Genomic DNA, 9,961 nt, shown 5'->3' on the forward strand with positions numbered 1-9,961 from the left:
GAGTAAGTTATGACATTAAATGAATTATTAAAAGACAAACTAACGATTAATGGTATTTGGGTTGATTCCAACCAAACTGATGAGCATCGCCATCGATTTTGGCTGGAATCAATGAAAAAAAAGTATAAAAAAATACGTTATCAAACACAAAACGGGATGAAGGAAGTTTTATTTCCTAAACACGTTAAAGTACATGAAATTTTAGCTTTATATATTAAAGAACTATATGGTGATGGTTTTTTTTATGCTCCAATATCTGAAAATAATATCATCAACTATTATTTGATCTGTATTAAAAATGATTGTGTTATTTCACCTATTGACACTATCGTTTCAGAAAGAATGTTAACATATTTAATTAGTAAAAAAGAAAACACAGAATATGATTCATTAAATATCACTGTAATAAATGATGATATTTTTAATGCGATCTATGAGGAATACTTAAATCAAGAAAGAAAATACAAGAGTAAGAAAATGAAAATATGCATATCAATATCGATGGGTATTTTTTTGTTTTCATTATTAACCTTTATTCTATCCATATATTAAGGCTGTTAAAATGAAAGACATTCTTTCTGGGTGGCGTGAACATGGCGTGATGAAAAATAAGCGCATGATTATAATGCTTTCATTAATTGTTTTTTTGATAATGAGTTCGGGATTAATTTATCATTTCTATCAAAAAAAAGTTGAGGCGGATAATTTAGAAAAACAAAGACTACAATTAATTGCGAATGAAAAAAAGAAAATTTCAGATTTTTATATTAAAGAATCAAATGGCTATCAATACCATGATTTATTAAAAATACTTGAGCAAATCATGTTTAGCCGATATGCACTAACAATGAGTGGTTTTTCTGAAGAAAGCTTTCATTGTGATACACAAGATTGTCATTTCTTATACAAACTAAGGCAAGGGGCAGTTTATAATGTACAAGAGAAATTGTTTTTTAATGAAAATTATGAAGGAACAATAAGCCCAGACAGCATTGAGTTTTCAAATTTAAGTATTAAATACAATGCGAATGAATCGATTAATAAAATAATCTCTTCAGGAGAAAATACACCACTGTGTAACGATTATATCAACTATGTTTATGCATTTAACTCCACAAAAAAAAATCAAGATGATCAAATTACTCTAATGGATTTGCCATCATCCTCTGTCACTAATTTAGAGGAGAAATACTCAGATTACATAGATAGTCATAATTTACTATTTGCAAGTTTTGAAATGATTTTTGATGAAAACCCAGCGAAAATTAAAAGCATACTAGATAGGCAACCTTATATTAATTTTTATATTTTTAATTCAATAGAAAAATTTGAAAGCAACAAAATTAAAGTAACAGGAGTTTTTACATGTACAAGGTAATTTTTTCTATATTGATTATTTCTTTAAGTATGAAAACTGTATTTGCTGAAGAGTTGACGCAAGAAGAAAATGAAGCACCAGTTACATCAGAAACAACACCTTTATCAGTTGAACAAAAAAATATTATAGATTTAATGCAAAACAACTTAAAGTTTGAATCTGAAAAGTTAAATATTGAAAATCAAATAACATTAGCGAAACTTAGAAAAGAGCTTAAAGAAGTTAATGAACTTCTAAATGAGCCTTCAATTCAAGAAAAGCCAGTTACTAATGAACCCGAAAATGAAGCTTATGAAAATAAAATTAATGAGTTAATGGATGCACCTATAAAGCCAGCTGAGAGGCCTAAAGTTATTATGATTTCTCATATAGCAGGCGTTAAAAAAATTGGGGTGATGAACCCTGAAAATAAACAAGTTACCTTCATTGCAGAAAATATTCCTTTTAGAATGAATGGGATGCGTTACCGTGTCGTCATGAAAAATCAACAATATAGAGTTGTTGAATGAAATGAATCAACCTGTAGATTTTATTTACTTAAATAACCTTGATAATGGGGTTAAAGCATTGGAGAAATGCCACTTTGATTTGCTTGAAAAGGGCTTGATCACTGTTGACTATAATAATCAAAAATACCTTATTGTTAATAAGCTAGAGATTGACCAACTCGAAAAAGCTTATATGGATTTGAATTATGTAATATCAGTCTATAAAAAGAAAATATCGGGGTTTATGTTAAGCACTGAATCCCAGTACTATCAAATAATTGAAAATGTCACCAGAGCAACGAATAGTAATATCTTGCTTGAATCGAGCAATGTACAAAAGGAGCTTGAAAGCCTTTTACAAATTGCGGTAGATACAGGTGCGAGCGATCTACACATCACCCGTGGAGATGTGATATCAAGAATTGAGTTTAGAGTTAATGGTTCTTTGATTCTTTATTCACAGATGACATCAAATAGTTGCGATGAGCTTGTGTTTGTATTGTATAACGTCGAGGCAACAACAAAAGAAACAACATGGAACCGTCAACAGCCTCAAAGCGCGAATATTCTTTATGACTTGCAGGGTAAAAAATATCGTTTTAGGTATGCTCATTTTCCTATCTTTGGCGAAAGTAGTGATTGTTATCATTGTGTATTAAGGATAATTCCTGCAACGATTGACACTAATCCTAACCCCAAATTGGAAAATACAGGGCTTTCTACCGTAGAAATTGAAGATATTAAAGCAATTTTAAGCAACCCTTATGGTGCATATTTTATTGCTGGTACGACAGGTTCAGGTAAATCAACAACATTGAAAACATTGATGGAATGGTTACAGATAAACCGCTTCAACAATAAAGGTTGTTTTTTAACTGTCGAAGATCCTGTCGAATATTATATCTACGGGACAAAGCAAAGCTCGGTATTAGATGTAGATGGTGGCGGTTTTCATTCAGCAATTAAATCTGCATTACGTCGTGACCCTGATGTTCTTATGATAGGAGAAATTCGTGACAAAATTTCTGCTAATGCATTATCTGGTGCAGTTGAGAGTGGTCATTACTGTTTCACCACAGTACATGCAGGAAGTATTGTTACCTTATTACAGCGATTATCTGCGCTAGGTATTGCGGGCGATAAGTTGTGTACACCAGGTTTTATCGCAGGCTTACAATGCCAAAAATTAATGCCTCTTTTATGCACACACTGTAAAAAAACGGAGACAGCGGTATTTGGCCAATTACAAAAAGAAGTTTCGGTTATTAACAATAATGGCTGTAAGCATTGTAAAAACACTGGCATCAGTGGGCGTAAATTAGTGATTGAATATATGCTTCCTTCTTTAGATGAACTTTCTGCGATTGCTAAAAATAACTGGTTAGAAGCTTATATGCATTGGCGAAAAAAACGTTTTGTAGGTAAAGGGATCGGTGAAGGTTTTCAAATAAAAGAAAAAACAATGCTACTCGTGATAGAAAATAAAGTTTGTTATCACTGGTTTAATCATGAATTCGGTGTTATTCCACAAGAAGATTTGGAGGTGATATTTGAAAAAATTCACTAAGTCTCAACGATTGTATTTATACCAATTTTGTGCAGATATGATTAATGCTAATCTTCCTATCTACGATTCTATTATAAAATTAAAGAATGAAGGCGGTAGCGTTATTGGTAAAGGTTTTATAAAGAAATTAAATTTTCTTTTAGATAAAATGACAAATAAAGAATCAATAGCTTCTGTTTTCGATGGCATGGTGCCAAAAAATGAATTGAGTTTGATTTATTCGGCAGAGAAAAGTGGTGCGCTAGCGAGTGGTTTTACAAGTATTGTAGATGTTATAAAGTATAAAGATCAGTTAATGGCGAAAGTGATTAAATCAATTACTTTCCCAATGATTATGTTTATTTTATCACTAATTGTCATTACGGGCTATGCACTCAAAGTATTTCCTGCTTTTGAGCGTGTTTTACCGGTAGAGCGTTGGCCTTTTGTAACAAGTTCACTGTATAACTTTGGATTATCACTCTATAATGGATTGTGGATGTATATGCTTGTTTTTATTATCATAATGACAGTTATTACCCGCTTTTTAATGGCCAATCTGACAGGGACAATACGAGATCGATTTGTTGATAAGATGATTCCATTTTCAACGTTCAAGCAATTAAATGCATCAATTGTGTTAAACAGCTTATCTGGAATGCTTAAAAATAAAATACCAATAAATGATGCACTGACTATATTAAATTTGAATGCAAACCGGTGGTTGAAAAGCCATATTAAAATTATGCAAATAAATATGGCGAAAGGTATGAATTATGGAGATGCTCTTAATACTGGATTGTTAAATGTTCATGAGCTTTTGAATATTAGTTTATATTCTGCATTACCTTCTTTTCATGAGGTATTAACTTCAGTATCTGAAAAATCAAAGGTTAATATTAATGATAAAATGGATAAACTAGCGGCTATTTTAAAATCTTTTTCGACCTTAATTCTTGGCGGATGTGTAATTTGGGTTTTTATAGCGCTATTTTCGCTTTCCGATCAGCTATCAAAAATGTCACAAATGTAATGGAGATAAAAATGAAATTTAATAAATTATATTTAATAACATTATTGTTACCATTGGCTGCAAATGGAATTACGACTAAAGGGACTAAGTATATCGATGGTTCCGGGCCAGTGAACCCTGAGGGCATAGTGTGTGCTAATGCCTCGACACCACTGCCAATAGTGATATCAACATTAAGAGATTTTGGCTTGACTTCAATTTATAAAAACCGCGTAAAAGTAACATTAGAAGTGGTATTTTGGACTGAAAAAGAGCGAGGCATACCATTAAAATTAGCTAATTTTTTTAGTGATAGGCAAATTGATTGGGGGGGAACGCCGGCTTTTGGTGAAGAGGTATCAGGTAGCCGTGTTTCTCAGATTCCATTGAGCACTCGATATGTACCAGGAATGAGTGTGGCTGATGCAGGGATTGGCAGGCCAACTAATGCTGATCAAAAAAAGAAATTTGAAGCGTATTACAGCCAAGTTGACTATGCAAAATCGCGTAATTTTTACACCATTAAATATAGCCCAACAGAGCAATATGGCGATTATCTCTTAAGGCAACCAGATGAAATTATTTGGTTACCAACACGCTCAATAAAGAGTTTAAAAATAAAAATTGAGGACAAAAAATCCCCACCAAGGCCTGAGATTTCAAATATCACCGCTTTTGTTGCATTTACTTGGACTGCAAAACCAGGTTATAACCCTAAATCCATAGCACCACCTGTGTTAGAACTTAGTAAGGTTGAAATGTCTGGCTGGGATGCAGAGAATGGCAACAATATTTCAATGGCGGTTGATAAGGAATTACAGGTTGCATATTTATCAAACTTAAGTGCAAGAGTGAGTATGTCCTTAGGAGAAACGTATGTTTTAGCTATGAACTGGAGCCGCATTCCGGATATTCGAAATCTTGCAACGAATACTCATTATTCAAAGCAATATAGAGAAGCGAGAAATGCATTTGGTAACACTAAAAATAGCTTTGCTGACCTTTATAATGGAATGGAAAATGGCAAAAAATTTCCACAATATGATATCTATTTAAAAAAGCTTGATTTCATTTATACCAATGCAGATTTGATTAAAGAAAATCTAGGCGATTTTGGTTATAACAATTTCGAACAAACGTATTTCCGAGGAAGTATTAATGCCTACAACAATGTTTATATAGATGAAGTAGAGTACAGAAAGAACGGAAATGTTTTAAAGGTTTGTGATTAGCATGAATGACTGTATTTATTTATTTTATGCTTTTCTTACTTTCATCATCGGTTGCTGTATTGGCAGCTTTATTAATGTTGTTATTTATCGATTGCCATTAATTATATTTAATCGAGGGGAGGGGAAGTTACTGACATTAAGCTATCCACCATCTCATTGCCCAAATTGTAAAACTAAAGTTTTTAAACGAGATAATATCCCTGTTATTAGTTGGTTTCTATTAAAAGGGCATTGTAGACATTGCCATAATAAAATTTCAAAGATATACCCATTTTCGGAATTTATTTTTGGCATTGTTTTTTTGAGTGTTTTTTGTTTTTTTTACCCGAATGTCGGGTTAATGACACTTGCTATCTTTCTAGTATTGTTCAGCACTTGCTATGCCATAATTTTTATTGATCTAAAATGGTTTCTCATTCCTGATGAGCTCAATTATTTCTTAATTTGGTTGGGGTTACTCAGTTCAGTGATGAAATGGACATCCGTTCCTCCAATTCAAGCTGTTTTTGGTTGTATCGTTATTTGGTTATTGATTAAAAGCATCATAAATTTATTTAAATGGGTGACAGGGAAAGAGGGGATGGGAGATGGCGATGCTAAATTATTTGCAGCATGTATGCCGTTTATCGGTATTGCACAGATCCATTGGTTGATTTTACTTGCCTCACTATTTGGTTTTTTACTGTTTTTTATCATTAAACATATCAGCTATATACCGGATAGAGGACAATATGCAATTTATTATGATATTGATGAGAAATATCACGTGCCTTTTGGCCCAGCTATCTGTATAGCGGCTTTATTATTATATTTTTATAATCAAGTTATTTGGCCTTGGTATTAACAATAGTGATGATGCTAAATATTATTTAATGCACCTATAATTATTTGTATGCTATTCATTTATCAAATTCCTAGTTATTGTTTTTTATTTTAATAGCGAGGTATCATAATGAAAAAATATGAAATTATAGATGAATCAATGGAATATGAAGGTACAATATTATACCGAATAAGGCTGATATTAACCGGTGAATTGGGGGGCTGGATTGAGCACGAAGGTAACTTAAGTCAAGCAGGAGCAGCTTGGGTTTCCGATGATGCTAAAGTATTTCAAGGCGCCTTAGTCACTGGAAATGCAAAAGTTAAAGAAAATGCGACTATTTCAGGTCAGGCGAGTATATTTGAAAATGCCATTGTGACAGGTAATGCGAAAGTGACTGGACAAGCAAATGTATTTGGTTCGGCATTTTTAGACCAGCAGGCGCATATTAGTGGTGCAGCTAAAATAAATGCATTAGCGATCATCAGTGGTTCTGCAAGAATTAACGGCACAACAGAAATTACAGGTCATGCATATGTTTCAAGTCAATCACAAGTTACTGATAGCGTAGTCAAAGATTATGCTAAGGTGGCTAATAATACGGTCATTAATGACTCAACTGTCGCTGGAAGCGCTATTATTTTAGAGAATGCAAAAATTGATGGTGGTGCCTTGGTGACAGATAATGCGATTGTAACTGGAGATGTTCGGTTAAATGGAACGGTTGTCATATCGGGTAATGCAACTGTTCAGCAAGAGGCGATTATACTCGGTCATTCTATTGTGACAGACGATGCAACGGTGAGTGGAAAAGCCATTATCCGGGGTAATTCACATATATATGAAATGGCGTCTATCTTTGAAAATGTTATTACAAGTGGTAATGCAAAAGTGTATGGTCATGCGGTCATTTCAGGGCATGCCATTATTGAAGATGATGCTCAAGTATCAGGCAATGCGGTTGTTTCTGGCTTTACAAAAGTCTCTGGCTCCCAACATATCACATAATTAAAATCGCCCCACAGTAGTTGCGGGGCGAACTATTAGCTCGTGATTATACTAACAGGCAAGCTGTCATTCCCTAAATCAATTTTTCGGTCTGCAATGATATTACCCTGATGAATAATCCTCGCATGTATTGGATGCAAACTACGATCAATATTGACATGAAACTGGTTCATTTCGCTCGACGAAAGGCGGGCAGATAACAAAGGGTAAACTAAGCTTTCACCGTTTGCCAATTCGACTTCTAAATAATTTTTATTAAAGTCTGTTTCACTTTTTTTATCGGCGTAGATCATACCGTATGAACCATTCAGCGCAGGGTAGATATAGCTACTAAGTTGTTCTTCTGGGTCATGTAGGCCGACCAGAGTAATAACTTTCGCTCCTTGTTTTTTTGGTATGGCCATGTCTAGTAAGTCATCTTCATTATGGATAACCCATTGTTTTCCATCAGAGGTATAATTTTTCGTCTCTCCTTTATGGATGATAACCTCCACACCATTAACATGTATAGCGATGCTATAACCTGCGGTTGTTCTAATCGAAATAAAATAATTTGGATAATCTGTTGCAGAAGGAAAATAAACATTAGGCGCATGGCTACCATCAAAGCAAGTTATGCTCACCGCATTGGTACGGTCAAATAACTCAATAAAGGTATTTTCATTAATATCTACACCATTTTGTACATCAATGATGGTGAAATAGTATTTGGGAATATAATGGCTGTATTCCTCCATTTGATTATTTTCTTTGTTCCATCGACGAAATCCCGTGGCTGAATTAGCATCAAACGTTATTTTTTCTTCTAAAAATTTTTGAATATCAGCAAGTGAATATGGGGTATGTAATGTAAATGTATTGTAGGTTTCATACATAGGCCCACCTCCACCCATCGCATCTCGACCAAATGAGTGCTCTTTGAATGGTAAAGCAAATGGGCCAACACCTTCATCTTCAACATAGGTTGGTTTATTCCTTCTTTCTTCTTCGAAATTAGGAATAAATACGTCAAGATCGCTATCCCAGCCCCAAGTGGAGTTTCTCTGGCTAGGGATATTATTGACAGTGCCGTAAAAATCACCAGGGTAGTGATTTAAGCCATAATTGTGACCAATTTCATGGCTAAACTCATTACGGATTGTATCATCTAGCGTGGCGAGTCCTGCACCGCCAGAACCGCCATGTATTTGTATTCCATTTTCGTAATTACCAATGGCGGTGTGCACTGTAATTTGTGCGGCAAACATTTGGTTTGCTTTTTCTCGTATGCTATGAAAAATGCCATAGTTGGCATAATTTATGCCGGATGCAATGAGTGACTTAGCGATATTTTCACGCATAATTCCTGTATGCCACCCCCCATCCCCTGGGGCATGATCAACTAATAATCTTCCATCTTGCAGCATCACTTCGCTTAAATAAATAGGATCATAATGTGTGACAATTAGCTTTGAGAGGGGGACCTGGTGGAAATATTGACGATGGAACTCGGGAGTTAATTGAAATTCGAAGTTGTCTCTATATTTTGTTAATAAGCCAATAGCAATTGTATTTAATATAAGTTCATTTGGTGCGCCTAGTGCAATATTGTCAATATAGCCTATTTTATTTTCTTTGATTATTTTTAGTGTAATGCCTGGGTGAATATAGTCACTTGGAATAATTGCTGACCAGCAATTCCCCATGTATTTAATCGGTGAGAGAAATTCCCCATGATTGGTGTTATCATTGATTTGGTACCAAACACCCTCGAAATTTTGCAAGTATAACTTCTCACCACTGTTTAACTGTTTCTTTTGCGAGTTAAAAATAATTGAGTAACTTTCTTCTGAGCGGTTTTCAAAAATAACTTTTTTCCCTGATAATTTAATGTCATTGAATAAATCATATAATTTAGCCTGTCCCCCATCTTTTACTACAATATTAATAAAATCATGTTTTAAGAAGGCTTCATTTAATTTTATTGTATTATTTATATTAACAAATTCTTCCTTATTTTTAATGACCAAGCCTGACTCATAAGGAAGGGATTGTTCAAGGTCAATTTTTGCATAAACAGGTATGCAAGTTTCAGTGAGCAAACTTGGCGAACGAAAAGGGGTGCTGAATATCAAAGTATCCTTTTTGTCGTAAACTTCCAATTTGAGATCATCATCAGGGTTTGTAAATTCTGCTGGTTTGAATAAAACCATCGTTTTTCTATTTACAATTAGGGTTGGTTGTACATCATTTTCGACTGCTTCTTTGGCGGCAATAATGCTATTTTGAGCAAAATAGATTGCCCCCGCGATACCTCCATACAGATGGTTTTCGTGCTTATGGTCATTAAAATAGGTAGCATCAGATAAGGATAAGAATGTATTTTTACTGTAACCTATTGACTTTATATTATTTAATATTGATTTTTTATCCTGTCTCACAATATGTCCTTTTGAATAGAGTGGAGGGGAAAATACTCAGAATTATCGTTGATT

The 9,961-nt window shown here is 34.0% G+C and carries 9 protein-coding genes; 8 read left to right on the top strand and 1 reads right to left on the bottom strand.

Annotated elements, in window-relative coordinates; genetic code table 11:
- Positions 1-9: 9 nt before the first annotated feature.
- The 8 genes from AC4IFO_RS06360 to AC4IFO_RS06395 all read left to right on the top strand — a co-directional run bounded on the left by AC4IFO_RS06360 (position 10) and on the right by AC4IFO_RS06395 (position 7,487).
- Positions 10-552, top strand: a complete 543-nt coding sequence (locus tag AC4IFO_RS06360) for a hypothetical protein (RefSeq protein ID WP_490732785.1) — start codon at positions 10-12, stop codon at positions 550-552.
- Positions 553-562: 10 nt separating this feature from the next.
- On the top strand, positions 563-1,378 hold the full coding sequence (locus AC4IFO_RS06365; protein ID WP_490732787.1) for a hypothetical protein: 816 nt from the start codon (positions 563-565) through the stop codon (positions 1,376-1,378).
- The gene (locus AC4IFO_RS06370) at positions 1,366-1,887 is read left to right on the top strand and encodes a hypothetical protein (protein ID WP_490732789.1); all 522 of its coding nucleotides are present in this window, start codon (positions 1,366-1,368) and stop codon (positions 1,885-1,887) included. The genes AC4IFO_RS06365 and AC4IFO_RS06370 overlap by 13 nt, the downstream gene beginning before the upstream one ends.
- Position 1,888: 1 nt before the next feature.
- Positions 1,889-3,433 (top strand): ATPase, T2SS/T4P/T4SS family, encoded by a 1,545-nt coding sequence (locus AC4IFO_RS06375; protein WP_490732791.1) that lies wholly within the window; start codon positions 1,889-1,891, stop codon positions 3,431-3,433.
- Entirely contained in the window at positions 3,417-4,445 is a 1,029-nt protein-coding gene (locus AC4IFO_RS06380) for a type II secretion system F family protein (RefSeq protein ID WP_490732793.1), read from the top strand. Before AC4IFO_RS06375 ends, AC4IFO_RS06380 begins: the two co-directional genes overlap by 17 nt.
- 11 nt (positions 4,446-4,456) lie before the next feature.
- Positions 4,457-5,656, top strand: coding sequence for a hypothetical protein (locus AC4IFO_RS06385; RefSeq protein ID WP_490732795.1), 1,200 nt, complete (start codon positions 4,457-4,459; stop codon positions 5,654-5,656).
- Position 5,657: 1 nt separating this feature from the next.
- Positions 5,658-6,500, top strand: coding sequence for a prepilin peptidase (locus AC4IFO_RS06390; protein ID WP_490732797.1), 843 nt, complete (start codon positions 5,658-5,660; stop codon positions 6,498-6,500).
- Positions 6,501-6,608: 108 nt separating this feature from the next.
- Complete coding sequence (locus tag AC4IFO_RS06395) at positions 6,609-7,487, top strand: hypothetical protein (RefSeq protein WP_490732799.1); 879 nt, start codon at positions 6,609-6,611, stop codon at positions 7,485-7,487.
- A gap of 35 nt (positions 7,488-7,522) precedes the next feature.
- Here AC4IFO_RS06395 and AC4IFO_RS06400 read toward each other — a convergent pair whose 3' ends face one another.
- Positions 7,523-9,907 carry a M66 family metalloprotease gene (locus AC4IFO_RS06400; RefSeq protein WP_490732801.1) on the bottom strand — a complete coding sequence of 795 codons (2,385 nt, stop codon included), beginning with the start codon at positions 9,905-9,907 and terminating at the stop codon, positions 7,523-7,525.
- Between the last annotated feature and the right edge of the window lie 54 nt (positions 9,908-9,961).

This window comes from Providencia sp. UF-224, from assembly GCF_058245955.1.

Excerpts from the sequence above, each read along its gene's own strand:
- AC4IFO_RS06360 (WP_490732785.1), top strand. The coding sequence starts at position 10 with ATGACATTAAATGAATTATTAAAAGACAAACTAACGATTAATGGTATT.
- AC4IFO_RS06365 (WP_490732787.1), top strand. The coding sequence starts at position 563 with ATGAAAGACATTCTTTCTGGGTGGCGTGAACATGGCGTGATGAAAAAT.
- AC4IFO_RS06370 (WP_490732789.1), top strand. The coding sequence starts at position 1,366 with ATGTACAAGGTAATTTTTTCTATATTGATTATTTCTTTAAGTATGAAA.
- AC4IFO_RS06375 (WP_490732791.1), top strand. The coding sequence starts at position 1,889 with ATGAATCAACCTGTAGATTTTATTTACTTAAATAACCTTGATAATGGG.
- AC4IFO_RS06385 (WP_490732795.1), top strand. The coding sequence starts at position 4,457 with ATGAAATTTAATAAATTATATTTAATAACATTATTGTTACCATTGGCT.
- AC4IFO_RS06390 (WP_490732797.1), top strand. The coding sequence starts at position 5,658 with ATGAATGACTGTATTTATTTATTTTATGCTTTTCTTACTTTCATCATC.
- AC4IFO_RS06395 (WP_490732799.1), top strand. The coding sequence starts at position 6,609 with ATGAAAAAATATGAAATTATAGATGAATCAATGGAATATGAAGGTACA.